The organism is Pseudomonas sp. 008, from assembly GCF_016861935.1.
Taxonomy (GTDB): Bacteria; Pseudomonadota; Gammaproteobacteria; order Pseudomonadales; family Pseudomonadaceae; genus Aquipseudomonas.
Genome location: NZ_BOMA01000057.1, coordinates 1 through 334, shown reverse-complemented (window position 1 = coordinate 334; position 334 = coordinate 1). Strand labels below are relative to the sequence as shown.

Below are 334 nucleotides of genomic sequence, written 5' to 3'. Positions count from 1 at the left end.
CGGGAAGCTCGAGTTTGACGTCGAGCTCGAGTGGCGGAGTGAACGGTTCGGCCTGCTGATGCAGCCGCGTCACCCGGTAGGCCAGCAGCGCTGGACCGCTCTGCAGGCGATCTGCCGGGACAAACAGGGTTGTGCGTTCGGGCAGCTCGACGGGGTCGGTGACGGTGTGTTGATCCACCATGCCGTTATTGAGCAGCAACTCGACCTTGTCGCCCACGCTCTTTTTTGACCAGACCGGAATCTGGACTTTCAGGCCCTTGTCGGGAAAGTTGAGCCGGGCGGCCGCCAGGTTGATGCCCCACTTGCCGGACCGTAACTCAATACCGCCGGAGAT

Annotated in this window: 1 protein-coding gene; it reads right to left on the bottom strand. The window is 62.3% G+C overall.

The window, feature by feature from the left end:
- A partial coding sequence (locus JUI81_RS31680) for a hypothetical protein (protein ID WP_204125700.1) occupies positions 1 to 334 on the bottom strand: 334 nt, incomplete at both ends.